23 protein-coding genes and 1 tRNA gene are annotated in these 19,260 nt (G+C 55.1%); 13 read left to right on the forward strand and 11 right to left on the reverse strand.

What is annotated here, in order from left to right:
• Positions 1 to 6 precede the first annotated feature (6 nt).
• A complete protein-coding gene (gene pedF, locus FHS72_RS09795; RefSeq protein ID WP_183528563.1) occupies positions 7 to 702 on the reverse strand; it encodes a cytochrome c-550 PedF in 696 nt (231 codons plus the stop codon).
• A 146-nt stretch (positions 703 to 848) separates the two neighbouring features.
• Here pedF and FHS72_RS09800 point away from each other — a divergent pair, with 146 nt between their 5' ends.
• From FHS72_RS09800 to FHS72_RS09825, 6 genes are all read left to right on the forward strand, one after another.
• The gene (locus FHS72_RS09800) at positions 849 to 2,015 is read left to right on the forward strand and encodes an ABC transporter substrate-binding protein (protein ID WP_183528565.1); all 1,167 of its coding nucleotides are present in this window, start codon (positions 849 to 851) and stop codon (positions 2,013 to 2,015) included.
• On the forward strand, positions 2,012 to 2,965 hold the full coding sequence (locus tag FHS72_RS09805; protein WP_183528567.1) for a YVTN family beta-propeller repeat protein: 954 nt from the start codon (positions 2,012 to 2,014) through the stop codon (positions 2,963 to 2,965). The genes FHS72_RS09800 and FHS72_RS09805 overlap by 4 nt, the downstream gene beginning before the upstream one ends.
• Before the next feature lie 70 nt (positions 2,966 to 3,035).
• On the forward strand, positions 3,036 to 3,479 hold the full coding sequence (locus FHS72_RS09810; RefSeq protein WP_183528569.1) for a hypothetical protein: 444 nt from the start codon (positions 3,036 to 3,038) through the stop codon (positions 3,477 to 3,479).
• Positions 3,476 to 4,183 carry an ABC transporter ATP-binding protein gene (locus FHS72_RS09815; protein ID WP_183528571.1) on the forward strand — a complete coding sequence of 236 codons (708 nt, stop codon included), beginning with the start codon at positions 3,476 to 3,478 and terminating at the stop codon, positions 4,181 to 4,183. Before FHS72_RS09810 ends, FHS72_RS09815 begins: the two co-directional genes overlap by 4 nt.
• Entirely contained in the window at positions 4,180 to 4,971 is a 792-nt protein-coding gene (locus FHS72_RS09820; protein ID WP_183528573.1) for an ABC transporter permease, read from the forward strand. Before FHS72_RS09815 ends, FHS72_RS09820 begins: the two co-directional genes overlap by 4 nt.
• A gap of 59 nt (positions 4,972 to 5,030) precedes the next feature.
• Positions 5,031 to 5,567, forward strand: a complete 537-nt coding sequence (locus FHS72_RS09825) for a tetratricopeptide repeat protein (protein WP_183528576.1) — start codon at positions 5,031 to 5,033, stop codon at positions 5,565 to 5,567.
• Here FHS72_RS09825 and FHS72_RS09830 read toward each other — a convergent pair.
• On the reverse strand, positions 5,564 to 6,190 hold the full coding sequence (locus FHS72_RS09830; protein ID WP_183528578.1) for an ABC transporter ATP-binding protein: 627 nt from the start codon (positions 6,188 to 6,190) through the stop codon (positions 5,564 to 5,566). The genes FHS72_RS09825 and FHS72_RS09830 overlap by 4 nt on opposite strands.
• On the reverse strand, positions 6,190 to 7,161 hold the full coding sequence (locus FHS72_RS09835) for an ABC transporter substrate-binding protein (protein ID WP_221235396.1): 972 nt from the start codon (positions 7,159 to 7,161) through the stop codon (positions 6,190 to 6,192). The genes FHS72_RS09830 and FHS72_RS09835 overlap by 1 nt, the downstream gene beginning before the upstream one ends.
• Before the next feature lie 221 nt (positions 7,162 to 7,382).
• Here FHS72_RS09835 and FHS72_RS09840 point away from each other — a divergent pair, with 221 nt between their 5' ends.
• The gene (locus FHS72_RS09840; RefSeq protein ID WP_183528580.1) at positions 7,383 to 9,149 is read left to right on the forward strand and encodes a PQQ-dependent methanol/ethanol family dehydrogenase; all 1,767 of its coding nucleotides are present in this window, start codon (positions 7,383 to 7,385) and stop codon (positions 9,147 to 9,149) included.
• Positions 9,150 to 9,196: 47 nt separating this feature from the next.
• On the opposite strand, the gene FHS72_RS09845 is transcribed toward FHS72_RS09840, so the two are convergent.
• Both FHS72_RS09845 and FHS72_RS09850 read right to left on the reverse strand, forming a co-directional pair.
• Positions 9,197 to 9,664, reverse strand: a complete 468-nt coding sequence (locus tag FHS72_RS09845) for a DMT family transporter (protein ID WP_183528582.1) — start codon at positions 9,662 to 9,664, stop codon at positions 9,197 to 9,199.
• Positions 9,665 to 10,129, reverse strand: coding sequence for a DMT family transporter (locus tag FHS72_RS09850; RefSeq protein ID WP_183528585.1), 465 nt, complete (start codon positions 10,127 to 10,129; stop codon positions 9,665 to 9,667). It lies immediately after the preceding gene.
• Positions 10,130 to 10,319: 190 nt separating this feature from the next.
• Between FHS72_RS09850 and rpsD the strand changes: the two genes are divergently transcribed.
• Positions 10,320 to 10,940, forward strand: coding sequence for a 30S ribosomal protein S4 (rpsD, locus tag FHS72_RS09855; protein WP_183528587.1), 621 nt, complete (start codon positions 10,320 to 10,322; stop codon positions 10,938 to 10,940).
• Between the two features lie 64 nt (positions 10,941 to 11,004).
• Here the strand turns inward: rpsD and FHS72_RS09860 are convergent, their stop codons facing one another.
• Positions 11,005 to 11,625, reverse strand: coding sequence for a YdeI/OmpD-associated family protein (locus tag FHS72_RS09860; RefSeq protein WP_183528590.1), 621 nt, complete (start codon positions 11,623 to 11,625; stop codon positions 11,005 to 11,007).
• Between the two features lie 181 nt (positions 11,626 to 11,806).
• On the opposite strand from FHS72_RS09860, the gene FHS72_RS09865 reads away from it, so the two are divergent.
• From FHS72_RS09865 to FHS72_RS09875, 3 genes are all read left to right on the forward strand, one after another.
• Positions 11,807 to 13,210 (forward strand): tyrosine-type recombinase/integrase, encoded by a 1,404-nt coding sequence (locus FHS72_RS09865; RefSeq protein ID WP_183528592.1) that lies wholly within the window; start codon positions 11,807 to 11,809, stop codon positions 13,208 to 13,210.
• 135 nt (positions 13,211 to 13,345) lie between these two features.
• Positions 13,346 to 14,155 carry a ParB N-terminal domain-containing protein gene (locus tag FHS72_RS09870; protein ID WP_183528594.1) on the forward strand — a complete coding sequence of 270 codons (810 nt, stop codon included), beginning with the start codon at positions 13,346 to 13,348 and terminating at the stop codon, positions 14,153 to 14,155.
• Positions 14,156 to 14,537: 382 nt separating this feature from the next.
• Positions 14,538 to 15,101, forward strand: a complete 564-nt coding sequence (locus FHS72_RS09875; protein WP_183528596.1) for a recombinase family protein — start codon at positions 14,538 to 14,540, stop codon at positions 15,099 to 15,101.
• 69 nt (positions 15,102 to 15,170) lie between these two features.
• Here FHS72_RS09875 and FHS72_RS09880 read toward each other — a convergent pair whose 3' ends face one another.
• From FHS72_RS09880 to FHS72_RS09895, 4 genes are all read right to left on the reverse strand, one after another.
• Complete coding sequence (locus FHS72_RS09880) at positions 15,171 to 15,953, reverse strand: hypothetical protein (RefSeq protein ID WP_183528598.1); 783 nt, start codon at positions 15,951 to 15,953, stop codon at positions 15,171 to 15,173.
• Positions 15,925 to 16,413, reverse strand: a complete 489-nt coding sequence (locus FHS72_RS09885) for a DUF488 domain-containing protein (protein ID WP_183528600.1) — start codon at positions 16,411 to 16,413, stop codon at positions 15,925 to 15,927. Before FHS72_RS09885 ends, FHS72_RS09880 begins: the two co-directional genes overlap by 29 nt.
• Before the next feature lie 216 nt (positions 16,414 to 16,629).
• A tRNA-Ala gene (locus tag FHS72_RS09890) sits at positions 16,630 to 16,705 on the reverse strand.
• A gap of 118 nt (positions 16,706 to 16,823) precedes the next feature.
• Positions 16,824 to 17,162, reverse strand: coding sequence for a TIGR02300 family protein (locus tag FHS72_RS09895; protein ID WP_183528603.1), 339 nt, complete (start codon positions 17,160 to 17,162; stop codon positions 16,824 to 16,826).
• A 111-nt stretch (positions 17,163 to 17,273) separates the two neighbouring features.
• On the opposite strand from FHS72_RS09895, the gene FHS72_RS09900 reads away from it, so the two are divergent.
• Together FHS72_RS09900 and FHS72_RS09905 are read left to right on the forward strand one after the other, a co-directional pair.
• Positions 17,274 to 17,963 (forward strand): M48 family metallopeptidase, encoded by a 690-nt coding sequence (locus FHS72_RS09900; protein ID WP_183528605.1) that lies wholly within the window; start codon positions 17,274 to 17,276, stop codon positions 17,961 to 17,963.
• A gap of 31 nt (positions 17,964 to 17,994) precedes the next feature.
• Positions 17,995 to 18,642: a GntR family transcriptional regulator gene (locus FHS72_RS09905; protein ID WP_183528607.1), complete on the forward strand. Its 648-nt coding sequence runs from the start codon at positions 17,995 to 17,997 to the stop codon at positions 18,640 to 18,642.
• Here the strand turns inward: FHS72_RS09905 and FHS72_RS09910 are convergent.
• A complete protein-coding gene (locus FHS72_RS09910; protein ID WP_183528609.1) occupies positions 18,639 to 19,244 on the reverse strand; it encodes a TerB family tellurite resistance protein in 606 nt (201 codons plus the stop codon). The genes FHS72_RS09905 and FHS72_RS09910 overlap by 4 nt on opposite strands.
• Positions 19,245 to 19,260 lie beyond the last annotated feature (16 nt).

Genomic DNA, 19,260 nt, shown 5'->3' on the forward strand with positions numbered 1-19,260 from the left:
CGGCTCCTATTGGGCAGCTGACAGGCCAATTGTCAGGGTTTCAGCGGCGGCGGCATACTTTTCGGTGGTGCCATCAATCAGGTTCGCGGCGCGGAATGCAACACTATCGGCGACAGGCGCGCCGGACATTGTTGGAATTTCGGTAGCGATTTCAGTCAATCTTGCCTTCAAGGCATCCGCATCAGCACCCGCAGGATCATCGCCAAACACGGCAAGCTGATCGCGCAAATCCGCTAATTCGTCGGCAAATTCTGCCATTGCATAGTCATCTGGACGGGTCTCGATATACGTCCGGATCGCCCAAGCAGCGTCTTGACCCAACATCTCGCCAAAGGCTGGCATCTTGTTCGATCCGTTCTGGGTGTAGCCCGTGCGGAACCGCTCAACATACCATTCGTCGCCATATTCCTCGGCCTCAAGGAACCGAAGATCAGGCGCAAGCCCGCCCGAAACGACCTCTAGCCCGTGACAACGCGCACAGTTTTGGTTGTAGCCGGACGCGCCGATTTGCAGGGCCTTGTTCCAGACGTCTTCACCAGCCGCTTCGGCGCGATAGGGGTTCTCGATCAGCCATTCGTCACCGTTTTCAGGCAGGCCCGCCGTGTTCACAGGCTGCGGGTTCACATCGCCATGGGCGTTGGCCAGCGTGGCGGCTGCAATCGTTGCAATGGTTAATGCAGAGCGGAAAGTAAGGGTGCGCATAGGGTTCTCCAAACCGGGCTATTCAAGTGTTGCGCTGATCTTATTCACGTCCGGCATGCCCGTGGTATTGGACCTTTGTTGTGGTTCGGGGGGACTGCGACCAAGGTCTTATTAGACGGCGCACGGCGACCTGTTAGCGTTTCGATATGAAAAATTTTACTCAGTATTCAGTGCTATTTTGCACCTGCTTTGGCATGTCCGCACAGGCAGAGGTCGCGTTGGACGTGACCTATCTGTCGGTGTTCGAGGCGCAGCCGCCAACGCTTTCAAATCTTGACGCGGAACCGGTCGATATCGGTGTCGCGGGCGCCCTGACAGGGCTTGATGACAACATCACGACCGGACGGTTTCTGGGGCACAACTACGCTTTGAATGTTGTGCAACTGGACGACGGTGACGACGCAATTGCGGCGGCCAAAACCGCGCTCGCAGCCTCGCCTTACTTGATCCTAGACGCGCCGCCAGCGATGCTTTTGGCTATCGCGGACCTTCCCGAAGCGGCGGATGCGATCCTGTTTAACACGTCGTCTGGCGACCTGGATTTGCGTGACAGCGCATGCCGCGCGAACCTGCTCCATACCTTGCCGTCCGATAAAATGCGCACCGACGCATTGGCGCAATTTTTCCTCACACGGCGCTGGGACGATCTGGTGATGATCACCGGAAGGCACCCCCAAGACGTGTCTTATGCAGAGGCGATGCGCAGCAGTTTAATCAAATTTGGTCTAGAATTATCAAGCGAAAAAACGTGGGAATTCGACGCCGACATGCGCCGCGCAGCGAGCCAAGAAATTCCGTTATTCACCCAAGATTTGGGCGACTACGACGTCATGATTCTCGCGGACGAGCTTCATGATTTTGGCCGCTACGTGCTGTATAATACTTGGGAAGCCCGCCCCGTCGCAGGCTCCGAAGGGTTAACAGCCGTCACATGGTCACCCGTCATCGAACAATGGGGCGCTGCACAATTGCAAAGCCGTTTCGAAGTCAAAAATGCCCGCGACATGACCAGTCAAGACTACGCTGCATGGGCGGCGATCCGAACCTTGGGCGAGGCGGTGACGCGCACAAATGCCGCAGATCCGGCGACGCTGCGCGACTACATTCTATCGCCGGAATTTGAACTCGCGGGCTTTAAGGGGCGGCCATTAACTTTTCGGTCATGGAACGGCCAACTGCGCCAACCTATCGCAATCGCACACCCACGCGCGCTCGTTGCGCAGGCCCCGCTCGACGGATTTTTACACCAAGTTAATGAATTAGACACACTCGGGCTCGACCAACCCGAAAGCAATTGTGAGGTATTCCAATGATTCGATCGCTGCTTTTGTCCACCTGCCTTGCGGCCCCCGCCTATGCCGGCGAAATCTGGGTGACGAACGAAAAAGACGACACCGTGTCCGTCATTTCCACCGAAACGCTAGAGGTCATCGCGACTTACCCGACAGGCGAAAGGCCACGCGGGATCACCTTCTCTAAGGACTTCAGCGTCGTTTATATCTGCGCCTCTGACAGCGACGCTGTGCAGGTCATGGACCCGAACACGGGTGAGATTTTGCACGACCTGCCATCCGGCGAAGACCCCGAACAATTTGTGCTGCACCCGAATGACCGGCACCTCTATATCGCCAACGAAGATGACGCGATCACGACGGTCGTGGATACCGAAACCCGTGCCGTCATCGCGCAAATCGACGTGGGCGTCGAACCCGAAGGCATGGCGGTTTCCCCCGATGGAAAAATCGCGATCACTACGTCCGAAACCACCAATATGGCGCATTGGATCGACACTGAAACGCAGGAATTATTCGCCAACACTTTGGTCGATAGCCGTCCGCGTCACGCAGAATTTGTCAAAGACGGCGAACAGATGTGGGTCAGTTCCGAAATCGGCGGATCAATCACCGTTTTTAATACCGCAGACCAAACTGAACTTGGCAAGATCCGATTCGAAGTCCCCGGCGTTCACCAAGATCGCGTGCAACCCGTCGGTTTTGAATTCACCGATGGCGACACCCATGCTTTCGTGGCACTTGGACCGTCGAATCACGTGGCCGTCGTAAACGCCGATACGCTCGAAGTCGAAGATTACATCCTCGTCGGCCGCCGTGTGTGGCACATGGCATTCAACGCGGACAAAACGCAGCTGTTCACCACAAATGGGGTGTCCGGCGACGTGACAGTCATCGACGTCGCATCGCGCGAACCGTTGCAGTCCATCAACGTTGGTCGCTTCCCCTGGGGCGCTGCGTTCCGCCCGTAACTGTCAACGCTGTGCACGGCTTGTGCACGCGTTGTGCACGCAAATCACATATCGTTTTTGGAGCAAATTCATGAAGAAATCACTAATCGCACTCACGACAATCATGGCGCTCACCGCCGCCGCCTACGCGCAAGATGCGACCCCAACTTATGGCGCCGCGGGCGTCTTATCGGGCAATAATAAAGAAGATTTGCCGCCCATCATCCTGTCCTCTGGCGAACCCATTTCAGCTGCGCCGTGGGTGCTCAAATCGGGCACATATTACGAATTCGAAATCCAAGGGGACGGCTCGCAAGAACTCGCGCTGGTTGGCCCGGAATTCTTCCACGCAATCTGGATTGACGAGATCGTTGTCGAAGGTTTGGAAATCAGACCTCTTGGCCTTGATAGCATCGAGTTCGACGAGGCGGGTGAGATGGAAATCGGCTTTGTCGCGATCAAGCCGGGCGCATATTACATGAAAATCCCTGGCACGACTGGTGAAACACAACGTGTTGAAATCAAAATAGAATGAACGGCCTGCGGGTCTCGAACCTCAGCTATCAGTTTGGTGAAAAGACCGCGTTGGACAACGTGGGCTTTTCGCTTGATCAAGGCGATTTTTGTGCCCTTCTCGGCCCGAATGGCGCTGGTAAATCCACGCTATTTAACCTGCTCACGCGGCTATTCGTAGCGGGGCAGGGGCAGATTAGTATCGCGGGTCATGACCTGCAAAAAGATCCGCGTGCAGCCCTCGCAACGCTGGGAATCGTGTTCCAACAAACGACGCTTGATCTCGATCTGACGATCCTACAAAATCTGCGCTATTTCGCGGCATTGCACGGAATTTCTGGTCGGGATCGAAATAGACGCATTGGACGCGTTCTCGACCGGATGCAAATCGCTGATCGTGCCGGTGAAAAGGCGCGTACCTTGAACGGTGGTCACAAAAGACGCACCGAAATCGCCCGCGCATTACTCCATGATCCCAAGGTGTTACTGCTCGACGAGCCCACTGTCGGCCTCGACGCAGCGGCGCGTCAGGCGATCACAAACCACGTTCATTCCTTGTCCAGCGACGGTACAACAGTCCTGTGGGCTACTCATCTTGCGGATGAAGTTTGGCCGGATGATCGGCTGATAATTCTGCATAATTCGCGCGTTCTCGCTGATGGTCGCGCCAAAGATATTTGCGGCGGGGATACCCTTGAAAATCACTTTTTGCGGGTGACTACATGACGCCGTATCTCACTGTTCTTGTTGCGATAATCACACGCGAGGCGCTGCGGTTCGTCCATCAACGCGAACGATTCATCGCGGCGCTTGTGCGCCCGCTTGTGTGGTTACTCGTATTCGCGGCAGGTTTTCGAGCCGCATTAGGCTTGAGCATCATCGCCCCATACAAAACCTATATCACTTACGAGACCTATATTGTCCCAGGATTGTGCGGAATGATCATGCTTTTCAATGGGATGCAGTCTTCCCTTAGCCTCGTCTATGACCGCGAAATGGGGTCGATGAAGTTGCTATTAACCAGCCCATTACCACGTTGGTGGCTATTGATTTGCAAGCTTTTGGGGGCGACGGCTATTTCCATCCTGCAAGTTTACGCGTTCTTAATCATTGCAGCGTTATTTGGGATCAAAATGCCAGTGGCAGGCTATGTCACGGTTTTCCCAGCGTTGATCGTTGCTGGCGTCATGTTAGGCGCGTTGGGATTGCTACTATCAAGCTTTATCAAACAGTTAGAAAACTTCGCAGGGGTAATGAACTTTGTCATCTTCCCAATGTTTTTCATGTCGTCCGCTCTTTACCCACTGTGGAAAATGGCGGAATCTTCAGAACTTCTTTACACAATTTGTGCTATCAACCCGTTCACACATGCAATCGAACTGATCCGCTTCGCGCTTTACCTAGAATTCAATGGAATGGCACTGGTTTGGACCGTGCTCGCGGGGGTAGTATTCACGGTGGCTGCACTCTGGGGCTATAATCCTGCACGGTCGGGAATACGTCGCAAGGGCTGACCCTTTCTATGACCATAGGAGGAGTGAATTCGTGGTGAGTATCTGCTAATATGTTCACTATGAAACATCTTATTTTACCGTTTATTTTCATCGCCTCCCCTGCGTTTTCTGAGGAATCAGAAGACCTTGGCACGTTGAACCCTGATGAAATGACATGGCAGAAATTCGTGCAAGACGCCGAAAATGGCGATACTGGCATGGTGGTTTGTTCGATGGGCTATGCGCTGACGAAATCCGGCGACCACGATGCCGCGCGGACGCTGTTCCAAAACTGTGCTGAGGATGGTTACACGGCTGCAATGACGTGGATGAGCCAGCTGGATAACAACGGTTTGGGTGGCGACTATGACCCTGACGCTGCCGCTGAATGGGATCGTCGGGCGGCTGAATTGGGCGATCCGGTCGGTAAATTTAACTATGGAATCAACCTGATGCGCGGACATGGTGTCGCGCAAGACGAAGCGTTGGGGCGGCAATTTGTTGACGATGCTGCCGACGCGGGTTTGCCAATTGCACAGCGGTTGGCGGGTGCGGACTATGACCTCGACGAGGTCACGCCAGATGCGGATAACTGGAAATACGCACCTTTATTCTAGGCGATTTTTGCTGGCGATCCGGACAATGCAACCACGCGGTCCGCCAGTGCGTGTGCCTCTTGCGCGATGTGGGTCACAAGTATCGTGGCCACGTCATAGCTGTCGCGCAACTGGCGAAACAGGTCCATCATTTCGGCTATCAATGATGGGTCGAGGGACACAAATGGCTCGTCCATAAGCAACAAAGCGGGGCGCGCTGCAAATGCTCTGGCAAGTGATAGGCGGCGCTGTTGACCAAGCGATAGCTTGAGCGGATAGTCATCACCGCGCCCTTGTAGGCCCACCTCTGTTAACGCATTTTCTGCGGCTTTCTGGTTAACGCCTGTTGTGATGGTGATGTTGTCACGGACACTGCGCCACGGCAGCAGGGTTGGTTCCTGAAACACCATCGCGACTTTGCCGTTTACGCTGCAGGTGCCGTCAAAACCATTTTCCAGCCCGGCAATCACGCGCAACAGCGATGACTTGCCGATCCCCGACGGCCCGACGAGTGCAAGCGTTTCGCCCCGCGCCACTGACAAGTCAATTTGCCCAAGGACTTGTGTCTTACCATAAAACAGGGATTGAAGGTGCAAAGATAGGACGGATAACTCCGCCCTATCAATGGCTTGCGTGATAATCATTAGCTACCGCTTTGCACGAACGTACCAGCGGGCAGTTCACTTGCGTCGCCAAGTAGTTCTGCGCCGCCGAGATCATACATCAATGTCAGCATCCGGCTTGCCGCGTCTTCGTCGATTGGTCCCGGCGCAGGGATGCCTGCTCGAAATCCGGCCACCAATGCGGCAAATTGCGCATCGTCGTTGGCATTCATGTTCTCGCGTAGGCGGTCCCATTCGGCGTCGTCTGTGGTTAACAGGTCTTTCGCGGCACGCGACGCGGCAGTCAGTCCGTTAACCAAATCGGGGTGATCGCGCAGCATTTCGCCATGTACAACGTAGCCCAGCAGGGGCGTCTCTGGATCAAGGCCAAGGTCGATCGCTGCGTCTTCGACGCTGACCAAAGTCCGCATCCCGCCGGCTTCCATTTTTGCACCGAAGTGCCAGAAATTGATCGCCGCATCCAACTCGCCGCTCATCGACGCGCCAAAGATCAGCGGCGGTGCACCGAAAACCTGTTCGGTGTCATCGGCGAGGTTCATATCGTGGTTTTTCTCGGCGTATGCTTGCAAAATTAACCAACTCTTATCCAATGGTCCGCCTGCAATGCCGACCTTTAAACCTGCGAGGTCGCTCAGGTTTTGCGCGGTGCTATCGCCAGGCACCATGATGCCGCCGACGGCCTTGGAATAGGGGATGAAAACAAAGTCTTTGCCCGCCGCGCGTTGCCGCGCAACCCAAAGCCAATCGGACACGATCACATCGGTTTCGCCCGCTTGAAATGCGATCTGCGCCGCTGCACTTCCGGCGACGCCGTCCACCTCTAGGTTGAAACCGTTGGCCGTATCAAAGCCGTGATGCTTGATCGTGTTCATCTCCCAATTCACGGTGCCGAATTTCAGAACGGCGGCCCGAATTGTCGGGGTTTCAGCCCATGTTGCGGTCGCGAAACAGGCGGCGACAACCGCGCCGCTGATTGCTTTCATGAATGTCATTGCTCTCTCCCTGATTGGCGTCAGCCTAGCGATTTGTACGTGTGCGGGAATACGACCAAAGGCGGGGTAGGGTGCGAAAATCTAACACGTCAAGGTTGAAAGGGTCGTACGACGAAGGGCCTATATCTTTGAAACGACCATCTCGCGAATACTGCCCGTGGATCAGTTTGCGACGGGTCGCGGCTGAGATCGAATTGGAATGGCAAAGGGAGGAGCCGAAGATGAAGAGGTTCGTAATCGCCGTCACCGCAGCGCTTGTGACAGCAAGTTTCGCACAGGCGCAAGTGACCGAAGAAATGCTGCTGAATGACGCCGCATCCACCGAGGATGTGCTGACAAACGGCATGGGGCGCGACCTACAAAGGCACTCTCCGCTTGAGATTTTAAACAGAGATAACGTCGCTAACCTTGTTCCAGCGTGGGCTTTTTCGCTGGGTGGTGAAAAGCAGCGCGGGCAAGAAACGCAGCCGATTATTTACGATGGCGTGATGTATATCACGGGGTCATATAGCCGGATGTATGCGATTGATGTGATGACTGGCAAAGAGCTGTGGCAGTACGACGCCCGCCTGCCTGAAGGCATTCTGCCATGCTGTGATGTGGTGAACCGTGGGGCCGCGATTTACGGCGATAACGTCTATTTCGGCACACTTGATGCGCGAATCGTCGCGTTAAACCGGATGACGGGCGACGTCGTCTGGAACAAGAAAATCGACGATTATAAGGCGGGCTATAGCTACACTGCTGCGCCGCTGATCGTGGACGGTTTGGTGATTACCGGCAACTCTGGCGGTGAATTCGGCATCGTTGGTCGGGTTCAGGCGCGTGACGCGGAAACCGGTGATCTGGTTTGGGATCGCCCTGTGATCGAGGGTCACATGGGCATGCTGAACGGCGAAGAAAGCACGATGACCGGCACACTAAACGAGACGTGGCCGGGTGATATGTGGAAGACGGGCGGCGGTGCGACGTGGCTTGGCGGGTCTTATGATGCGGACACCGATACGCTTGTGTTTGGCACTGGCAACCCTGCGCCATGGAACAGCCATCTGCGCAATGCTGGCACGCCAACCGAAGGTAACGCAGGTGACAATCTGTATGCCGCGTCCCGTCTCGGGATTGATCCGGCGACTGGCGAGATCAAATGGCATTTCCAGACAACACCACGCGAAGGCTGGGATTATGACGGCGTCAACGAAGTTGTGTCTTACACCGACCGCGAAGGCAACGCACGCTATGCGACGGCTGACCGGAACGGATTCTTCTACGTATTGAACCGCGAAGATGGTGCATTTGTATCGGCGGCCCCATTCGTGAAAGATATCACATGGGCCGACGGGATCGACGAAAACGGCCGTCCGATCTTTAACGAAGACAACCGTCCGGGCAATCCGGCTGATGCCGCTGATGGCAACCGCGGCGATGTCGTGTTCTCGTCCCCGGGTTTCTTGGGTGGCAAGAACTGGATGCCAATGGCGCATTCGCCTGCAACGGGCCTGTTCTACGTGCCGTCCAACGAATGGGGCATGGATATCTGGAACGAGCCGATCACTTATAAGCAGGGCGCGGCCTATCTTGGCTCTGGTTTCACGATCAAGCCGAATTACGAAGACCACATCGGATCACTCAAGGCGATGGACCCCGATACAGGCGAAGTTGTGTGGGAATACCAGAACCCAGCGCCACTGTGGGGCGGCGTGATGACGACGGCTGGTGGTCTCGTGTTCACAGGCACACCAGAGGGCGAATTCATCGCGTTTGATGACACCACTGGCGAGCAGCTTTGGTCATTCCAGACAGGGTCCGGCATCGTTGGACAGCCCGTCACGTGGGAACAGGACGGCACGCAGTATGTGACCGTGATTTCCGGCTGGGGTGGCGCTGTGCCGCTTTGGGGTGGTGAGGTCGCACAGACTGTGAACTACCTGAACCAAGGTGGCCTGCTGTGGACGTTCCGTCTGCCTGAGCAATACGCGTCTGCTAACTAACCTCCCGGTTGATAGACGCTACTATAGGCGCATCCTTTGTGGTGCGCCTATTTTTTTGGAACGATGGTGGTGCCGGGGATTGTTGTTTTCGGCTTTGCACCTGACCGCGACACCATCATGCCGGCGAGGATCAAGGCGACACCAGCGATCCGTGCGGTTGTATTGCCAGCCATGCCAAGCGCCATATCGACGATCACGCCAGAAATCATCTGACCTGCGATAATCAGCATCGCGGTTTGTGCCGCGCCGATTTTCAGAATTGCCCAGCTTGATGCCGCGATAAAGATGAACCCGATAGGCCCGCCAAGGTATGCCCACCATGGCGCGCCCCACGGATCGCCAGCGAACAATCCGCCGATAGCGATGCCGACGACGGTCAAGAACGCGAACCCAACAACGTGGTTCCAGAAGGATGAATGCAGGGCCGAGGTGAACATCGACAGGCTGCCATTCAATTGGCGGCTCAGTGACACCAGTACCCCTGCCAGAACGGCTAATGCGGCATATCCCAACATCTATGCGCCTCCGAAAAAGATCAGGACGATGGACCCGGACAGGATCAACGCCAATGCGATCATATCGCGCGCAGTCGGGTCGCGTTGTGGCAAGCCCATCATGCCCCATTTATCCGCGACCAAGCTGAACACCATCTGACCTGCAAGGCCCAAGGCAATCGTGCCGGAAATCGCGAGTGCAGAGTTCATCGTGGCCGAGGTTAGCATCACGGTAAAGGCGCCTGATATGCCGCCCAGATACGCCCACCACGGGATTTTCGCCTCTGGCTTGGCGATCTTGGGGCGGAACACCAGCAACACGGCAATCGCGAGGATTGATCCGGTGATATGTGGCACCCAAGAGGCGAATAGCAGCGACCCTGTCACGGCTAAGGTCCCGTTGAACCACACCATCAAGGTCAGCAAGCCGCCGGTGACAAAAGCGCCAATAAAATCGAGCAATCGAGGGGGGGATATATCTGACATGGCGCAACATCTGCCCCTAATTTCCAAGCGGCGCAAGTAGGCGTTGACTCTGCTCTAGGCCCGCTTATAAGCCGCCATTCATTGGTGTTGGTGGACCTAGCAATAGGAACCCTGTCATTCCGGCGAAATCCGGGAAAAGGACAACGCCCTTCATGCCCTTCGGGGCGACTACAACGAAGGAGATCAGCGTATGACTAAACGTACCGCTGCCAAATACAAAATTGATCGCCGCATGGGCGAAAACATCTGGGGTCGTCCTAAGTCCCCAGTAAATCGCCGCGAATACGGCCCAGGCCAGCACGGTCAGCGCCGTAAAGGTAAATTGTCCGACTTCGGTATCCAGCTGCGCGCTAAGCAAAAGCTGAAAGGTTACTACGGGGACCTGACCGAGAAGCAATTCCGTCGCATCTACGCCGAAGCTGAGCGCGTAAAAGGCGATACAGGCGAAAACTTGATTGGTTTGCTTGAGCGTCGTTTGGATGCGGTTGTTTACCGTGCCAAGTTCGTTCCAACAATCTTTGCTGCGCGTCAGTTCGTGAACCACGGCCACGTGACTGTGAACGGCAAGAAAGTGAACATCGCTTCTTACCGTGTGTCCGAAGGCGACGTGATCGAAGTGCGTCAGAAGTCCAAGCAGCTGGAAATCGTTCTCGTGGCGTCCCAATTGCCAGAGCGCGACGTGCCTGACTACATGGCCGTTGACCACAGCAAAATGACTTGTGAATTCACACGCGCACCAGGTCTTGGCGATGTGCCATACCCAGTGACGATGGAACCAAACCTCGTGGTCGAATTCTACGCGAAGAACTAATCGTTCTTCAGATGATTTATGGAAAGGCCGTAGCATTTGCTGCGGCCTTTTTGTTTTGGCGCGTCTAGCGGTCAGTCGCACCTTTGCCCGCGATGATCTTGTCACGAAACTTGGCGATCCGGTTGATGCGCGTGGTCGATTGCTTTGCGCCGTTCAGATTGAACAAATAGCTTTTCTGTCGACCGGGCGTCAGCGCATGGAAGGCTTCGGCCAGTTCAGGATCGCTATCCAGCGCCTCGGACAGTTCTTCTGGCATATCCGGCTGGTTGGTGGGGGCGGGGGCCTTGATGCCGCGCTCTGCGTAGCCCATCGCCTCTGTGAGGTAGGTTTTGATGATCGTGGACCGCTCTGCGACCTGCGCGTGCGAGGTAAAGCGGATCATACCCGCCGTCGCCGTATTTGGTCCTTGCCTTTCAAGGACGCCATCGGGGTCTGTCATCAGCCCCGCGTTAAAAAATGTCAGCCTGAAATCATCACGGAACGCGCCGATAATCGCGATGTTGCGGCGAGCATGAACGTAGCAGGGGTGGCCCCATTTGACGGTCTCATTGCAGCCAGTCGCGTTCAGGATGTCACGCAACGCGAGCAGTCCCGCCTGCCACATCATCACCGAACAGTCAGGCGTGTCAAAACGCGCACAGCGATCACAGCCCTTGGCAAAGAAATCTTCGATATCAGTGATCATAAACCATCCTACCAAAACCATGTTGGGGCAGGGTAGCACTGTCACGATAAAATGCGAGAAAGAAGGTTTGGTGGAGCCTAGCGGGGGCTACACGTTTGAGGGTGATGCGCCTTTCTGTATTGCGTTTCAGTGCGTTAGGTATCACAGATTGGTCAATGAAGTTGGTCAATGAGTGTCCAAAATGGCGGTGAAGTCCAATCGTAGTGAGCGACTCTTACAGTTAAAAGGTAACGTGTTTTGGTATCGACAGGGGGTGCCTAAAGCAGTCCACAAGTTGATCGGTGGCCCGAAGTTTTTGACGATCAATCTGCTTACATCAGACGTTGCTAGAGCCAAGTCCAAGAGAGATGAGATCGAAGCTGTGACAAGGGTTCAGTTCCGTGACATCGAAGCTGGTCGTAGGGTTGAGTTGGAGTTGCTGGGTCAACCTTTAGGCAAGCAGCGGGACAGGCTTTCTCCGACTGAGCGTGGAGTGGTTACACGGGAAGCTTGGATAGATGCTAAGGATAACGGTGATGAAGAAGAGCTGTCCCTAATCATTGATGCTGCGGAGGCTGAAGCGTCTTCGTTAAGGCCAGCACGTCGCAAAGCCTTTGAGGATGCGATGTTAGGTCGTGTGAGAGCTGACTATCACGTTGATGCATACCTCAGTACAGCGGGGCTGACATCTAAGACTGCGAGTGAACGACAGGGGTTGATCCGTATGTTCGCTGACTGGTGTGAGCGCAGTAAGCAGTCACTTGCTGATGTGGATCGGCGCTTGGCTGGACGTTACATGAACGCTGTTCTTGATGATCTGCATCCTGCGACGCAACGGAAGCGTCTCACTGCGTTGCGGCAGTATTGGATTTACCTCGCAAGGCGTGGACACGTTAGCTTGCCTGTGGGGGAAGCCATGACGTCAGGCTGGCCATGGAATGACCAAAGAGTTGTAAAGCGAGCAACCCGCGTTGAGCGAGGCGCAAAGCCGCAACGCGAGCGGTCGTTCACTGACGCTGAGATCGGAAAACTGCTGAACACCACCTTCCCCCTCGCTTCAGATTGGGAAGACCTGATGAAGGATGCGCTACTGGTGTCTTTGTATTCGGGAATGCGGCAGGGTGAAATCATGACCTTGTGGGTCGAAGAAGTCGTGTTTTCAGATGGTAAGATGCTCTTTGATATTCAGCAGGGGAAAACGGAAGCCGCTGCAAGGAAGGTCCCCGTTCATAGTGAACTGGTCGACATCATCAAGCGTCGTACCCTCGGGAAGGGGCCTCAGTCGTTGGTGTTTCATGAATTGACAGGTTCACAGAACCCGCCTGACAAGTACGGGAAACGTTTCAAGCGTTGGCGGGAAGCCGTGGGGGTGAGTGATATGCAAGCTAACACTCGGCGCTCTCTTGTGAACTTTCACTCTGCGCGGCGCTGGTTCACAACGAAGGCGCGTCACGCTGGTGTAAGCAAAGAAACGATTGGCGATGTGGTAGGACATAAACCAGACAAGCGAGACATCACGTTTGGAGTTTACACGCAGGGAGCGTCAGTCGAACAGCTTGTGGCCTGTGTGGAAGCTGTGCGGCTAACGACGACATCAAAGAGCTGATATGGTTGTGGGGAGTGGTCGTCTAAATGATTTTGACTAACAGGTAAGGTGCCAGTTACCGTTCTGTGAAGGCAGTGCTGAGGGGGCGTTTGTTTACCCCCTCCATATAGAGATAACTCCACACAGGACTGCCTTATGACAACTCAGACAACCCTTGCGGCAGGGAAGATTTGCCGCGACCAAAACCTGTCGTTCCGTCACGCTGGATTGCGGCTTGATCGTGACCACATCAGAACGCTAGCCGCTGTATTAAAGCGAGGACGCGAGCTTGATCCCATCACAGCTTGGCGGGAACAGACTGACGAAGGTGTGCTCACTGGGCGCACTGTTTTGCTAGACGGTGCTCACCGTATGGCAGCATACGCTAGCCTAAAGACACAGCGTGAAATCCCCATCACGATCTTTGAGGGAACGAAGAAAGAGGCTTGGAAGTTAGCTGGCTTGCAAGGATCAAAGGCGTCACTACCGCTTTCGGTTGCGGAGCGAACCAACATGGCTTGGCGAATGGTTTTGGAGTTTGGTTATCAAATGTCGAAAGCTGAGATCACCCAATCATCGGGTGTGTCGGACAAAACCGTCGCAATCATGCGCAAACGGCGCAAGGTGTTCGCTGCCAACAACGATGCTTCCAGCGATGACGCAGCCAAACAACCGACAGGCATATGGTGGCAAGATCGAAGAGAAGAAATGGGTAACTTTGATCCGATGTCTGATGAGCAGCGGGAGGTCAAGGCCACTGCAATCAGCAAAGAGTTACGGCGGGTTGTCGGTATGACGCCTCGGCAGGATTGGGAGTTGTTTGCCCTGTCCATCGGTTACGCTTTCCCTACACACATTGCCTCGCTTGCACAGTGGCACCTAGGCGCTGATTGGTTAGAGGAACAAGAAGAGGCTGTCGCTGACTGGACGGGTGCCATGGGGGACGAAGAGAACACTGACTTCTAGCTGAATGTAGCGCTGGCCTATGACATCATTAAGGTGTGTATTTACATAGGCCAGTTGCATCTCATGTTTTTTCGGCAGCAAAATTCTGTTGGGTCAATCTAACATGTAGCGCCGCAACTTACCCCCCCTCCACGCCCCCAACGAGGCTCATAGGGCGCATCTCAATGAATTTGGCGTAAGGACTGGCCGCTGAGATGTTGTGCCGCTCACAGTCTTGTCTGAACGCCCTGTGGCTGCTGGTCTTACCTTGTGTTGTCTCACAGGCCTTGGTCATGTGAGGCAGTGTCATTCGGGCGTGACTGAGTCTCATAAGAATGGGTATTGACCTTTTGAGGCACTTGTCTCACTACATGTCTCATATGAATGTGGAGCAACGATCATCATGATCATCGGATACGCACGTACTTCTACTCTCGACCAGACAGCAGGACTTGATGCCCAGCACCGTGACCTCACCACAGCAGGGTGTGACCGCATCTTCTCTGAACAGGTGTCATCAGTAGACAAGGACAGCCGGACAAAGCTGGCTGATGCCTTGGACTTCATTCGTGAAGGGGACACGCTGGTCGTGACCAAGCTGGATCGTCTGGCTCGGTCTGTTGCGCACTTGCTGGACATCCAGAACACCATCATCGCCAAGGGCGCACATCTTCGCATCCTCGGCCTTGGCGTGGACACAGCAACACCCACTGGGAAGCTGATGCTGACGATGCTGGGTGGCATTGCTGAGTTTGAACGCGAGATCATGCTGGAACGGCAACGTGAGGGCATCGCGAAGGCCAAGGCCGCTGGCAAGTACAAGGGACGTCAGCCAACTGCAAAGGCCAAGACAGACGAGGTACTTAAGATGAAGCAAGCAGGTGCAGGTGCGACCGAAATCGCCAAGGCGCTGGGCATCGGACGAGCCAGTGTCTACCGGATCATCGCTGATGTTGATGTCGCTTGAGGGCATCGGGGGGATTTTGTTTTTTAAATCTCTTTAAACAAATGTTGAGGTCTGGCGCATCGAAGGCCTTCAAAAGAGGGAGGCCTGCTCGCTGGGCTTTAGTTGGATTAGGCCGTTGATTAACCACGTTTCGGGGTACATGGAGTGAGTTCCCATGGCGAAATACAAACCGCGTTTGGGAAGCACCTCACCGAATTGAATTGCCATTCTTTCCAGAGCACTCTGCTCGCCGTATTCGTTCGACCATTTGAAGTAGGTGGCTTCGGTCTCCCAGTCCTGACAAGTACCCTTCCGATCTCCATCATCCGTTCGATACACGTACCTGAATTCGTAAGGACATGCTTTCGCAGGTACTATCGGCTTTGGAATGAACATGTCTTCTTGGTTATGCAAAGCATCAATTTTGGCCTGCTGCATTGCAAGCTTCTCCGGAGGCTTGGGAACGATCTTGAAGTCCAAAATTTCAGGCTGCAGCAGCGCTAGAGATCGACCGGCTTCGAGTTCTGCATCGAGGCTGGTTACAATGTGGCGATCTAGCAACGGGCGACGTTCGGAAGTTTTAACGTGCCCATGTATTGAAAGTGTTTGACTGTTTACATGCCTACTTTCACCGCGTGAGTCGTTGCGCGGCAGACGCCAATCAAACCTAACTTTGTCCCATCGCTTGAACCGCTTACCGTCCTCTAGAACGCGAAAGGAAACGGGGTAGAGGCGCAACCAGTTACCATACAGATCGACCCCTGCGCAGCAAACGGTCTCCCCATTCTTTATGCCTATGACGGGAGCAGCTTTAATGAGAACTATGGCTTCAGTGGTACCTGAGCTAAGTGTTGGTGCACTCTGCAATTCCATGACGGACACCTATATGCGACAATTCAATGTCAACTCGTTGAGAAAGGGCGTCCGCAACTATGGACCGATGACAGTCGCTATGGCAACGCTCAAAACACAGCAAACAAGCGCCACCTGCTCTTACCGTGGGAAGAAGTGCCTCCAAGGCGTCTTGCGTACTTGATAGCTTCATGTGCTCTCCGAAGATGCGCCGAAAACCCTTCATGTCTCCAGCCCTCGCAGCTTGTCTCCCCGGCTTAGGATCGCCCAGAGCTCTCACATGTGTGTACGAAATCCCAGCATCCTCCAGCGCAAGGCCAAGAGCGGTCTTTGAGAAACCCTTCTTGCGTGAAAGGGGGAGTTCTCGAACGTCGATCAATGATTTTATTCCGGCGTCGCGTAGCGTTTCAATGAAATCCTGAATGTTGGCGCCTTCGTATCCGATTGTTGCCAGCGTCACCTTCGGCGAGTTGTCGTACATTATCTGCTTCCTGTCGTTTTGTGGCGCTACACCATCTTCATGCAGAGCTTAGACTAGCTAGGGTATAGTTTGCGAACCAAGTTTCCTGTCATGGGCGAGATCAGGCGCAGTAGTAGTGTGGGTACATCAACGGGTCGATAAGCATGGTCAATGAATGTGGTCAATGCTGGTCAATGATTTGCTGTAAGCCATTGATTTATATGGGGTTGGTGGTGATGGTGGAGCCTAGCGGGATCGAACCGCTGACCTCCTGCATGCCATGCAGGCGCTCTCCCAGCTGAGCTAAGGCCCCATCACATGCGGATATTGCCGCAAGGGTGCAACGTATGTTGCGTGCTGCTGTCTATGCAGCGTGGCGGGCGAGATCAAGATCAAAAATCCCGCCCATCACGAAAATCTTTTAACGCGGACTAGTCGTCGTTGTCGTTGGTCGCAACGTCGGCCAATTCTTCCAATGACACAGTGTCATCGTCGTCATCTTCCAACACGTCGTCGCCGAGATCGACGTCATCGTCGTCATCCTCGTCGTCGTCATCAAGCACCAGATCGTCTTCTTGATCCTCGTCCTTGGTTTTCATCTTTTTGGTCTGCGCATCTTCGGCATCAGCAACCATTGTCCGTGTCTTGCCGGTTTCAACAGGCACTTCTTTGCCTGTGTACGGGCTGATCACCGGGCTGGCGTTCAAATCGTAGAAGCGTTTGCCGGTTTCGGGGCAGAGGCGCTTTGTGCCCCACTCTTCCTTAGGCATAGGCTATTCCTTATAAATCTGGTCGTGCTCTTGCAGCGGATCGCTGCCAACTGCCATAAGCGAACAGGAGTGTCAAAGCCTTTGGCATATGTCAGCAACGGAACCACCGATATGGGCCACCATACTCTGCATGGCAACCCCCCGATTGAGGTGGCTTTGCGGCGCTCTGCAACCGCAAAACGGCTGTCTTTGCGGGTCTCGCGGCTGGATGGGCGCGTGACACTGACGATTCCCAAGCGGGCGCGGGTGAAAGAAGGCGTCGCATTTCTTGAAGACCGCGAATCATGGCTGCGCGGGCATCTGTCCCAGATCCGCGATTTACACGTGGTTCAGGCAGGCGGCACCGTGCCTTTTGCGGGGCGGGCGCTGCCTGTGATTGTGGGGCAGGGTAGGCGGGCGAGCTTGACCGACGACGCTTTATTCGTACCCGATGCGGCGACGGCAGGGCAAAAGGCCCAAGCGGTGCTGAAAACCAAAGCCCGCGACGCATTGGCCGAAGCCTCTGATCGCTATGCCGCACAAATCGGCAAGACGTATGCGCGACTGTCCTTGCGCGATACGCGGTCGCGGTGGGGGTCGTGTTCGTCGAAGGGGACGCTGATGTATTCGTGGCGGCTGATTATGGCCCCACCTGCGGTGCTGGACTACGTTGCGGCCCACGAGGTCGCGCATTTGGCACAAATGAACCATTCGCCCGCGTTCTGGGCCGTGGTTGAGCGGATTTATGGCGATTACGCGCCGCCCCGCAATTGGTTGCGTGAAAACGGGGATCAATTGCACCGCGTGCAGTTCGGCGATTGACGCTGCTTTCGTTTGTGATCACAAATAGCCCATGATAACACCACGCGCCCTTGACCCGACGACCGCCGCCCATGAACGGGTGTATCGCGCGTTGCGAACCCAAATTATGCACGGAGAAATCGCGCCCGGTGCGGCATTAACGCTGCGCGGGATCGGCAAGGATTTCGGCGTATCCATGACGCCCGCCCGAGAAGCAGTACGCCGTTTGGTCGCCGAGGGCGCGTTGTTCCTGTCGTCGTCGGGCCGAGTCTCTACGCCAGAGCTGTCAAATGACCGCATCGAAGAACTCGCGTCATTACGGGCGATGATTGAACCTGAGCTGGCCAGTCGTGCGCTGCCTCGTGCGCATTTCGCGCTGATCGAACGGCTTGAGGCGATTAACCATGGTGTCAGCCAGATGGTCGCGCGGCATGATGCGTCGGGCTATATCCGCATGAACCTCGAATTCCACCGCACGTTGTATCTGCGCGCGCAGGCACCTGCGATGCTGGCGGTGATGGAAACCGTGTGGTTGCAGCTCGGGCCGACGATGCGGGCGCTCTATGGGCGGTTGAACCGGACCGAACCGCCCTACCACCACAAGTTGATTCTCGCGGCGCTCAAAGCCGGTGACGAGCCGGGATTGCGCCTGTCAGTTCGCACAGACGCGACCCAAGGGTTGCGGATGTTAAAGGCTTAAGCGGCCAAAAACTGACGCGGCGGGACGGTCACATCGGGACGCAGTGCGGCCCTGATCTGATTGTGAAGCACAGTGCTGTCGAGATCCAATGCGGTCTTCAACTCTAGCAGAAAATCGTTCTCGCGTGGGCCGATCTCGCCGTTTGCGACAGCCACATCAACGCAGCCGCGCATCATTGTATCGCGTTCGATCCGCGAAAATGGGGCCATAATGCTGAGCAAATCTGCGGTTTCGGCCTGATGGGCATATTTCGCAGTGATCATGTTTTGGCTCACAGATTTACCGGTCAAGTTTTTATAAGACCGCAAAAGGGCCTGCATCGCGGTCTGGCTGATCTCGCCGTTCAAGCGGGCCGTATGGAACAACGTCGTCAGCAGCGTTTCTTCGAACATCGGCGTCGCGGGAACCGAAGGGACGACGATTTCATCGACAGCAGGGCTGCCACGCTTATGCAAAATCGCGAATAAAACCAACAGGGTAGCAAATACGATGCCGCCATATTGCCACAACACCCAATTGGTCGTCTGGGTCCAGGACAGAGGGGCGGCTTGGGCAGAACTTGCGACGAAACACGTGGTCAACATGGCGATGAGGCGAAGCATGGGCATTCCCGGATAT

It is taken from the genome of Yoonia ponticola (assembly GCF_014199395.1).
In the GTDB taxonomy this organism is placed as follows: Bacteria; Pseudomonadota; Alphaproteobacteria; order Rhodobacterales; family Rhodobacteraceae; genus Yoonia; species Yoonia ponticola.